Source organism: Paraburkholderia sp. RL17-347-BIC-D, from assembly GCF_046027915.1.
In the GTDB taxonomy this organism is placed as follows: domain Bacteria; phylum Pseudomonadota; class Gammaproteobacteria; order Burkholderiales; family Burkholderiaceae; genus Paraburkholderia.
In genome coordinates, this window is sequence record NZ_JARESS010000275.1 from 1 (window position 1) to 345 (window position 345).

Here is a 345-nt window from a genome sequence, read left to right on the forward strand (position 1 = left end):
GATGCGCGCGTACCTTGAACAGCATGGCAAGCCGGTTGCGCTGTACAGCGACAAGGCCAGCGTGTTTCATTGCAACAGCCATTCGGTGACGCCAGGCAAGGGCGTCACGCAGTTTGGCCGCGCGCTGTACGAGCTGAATGTGGATACGTTCTGCGCCAATAGCAGCCAGGCCAAGGGGCGCGTCGAACGCGCCAATCTGACGCTGCAGGATCGTCTCGTGAAGGAACTGCGGCTACGCGAAATCAGCACGAAGGAGGCGGCCAATGCTTACGCGCCCCACTTCATCGCTGACTTTAACGGCCGGTTTGGCAAGATGCCGCGGAGCACATTCGATGCGCACCGGCC

The 345-nt window shown here is 61.2% G+C and carries 1 pseudogene; it reads left to right on the forward strand.

Annotated elements, in window-relative coordinates:
• Window positions 1–345 (forward strand): annotated as a pseudogene (locus P0D96_RS48540) (ISNCY family transposase); the annotation flags it as partial.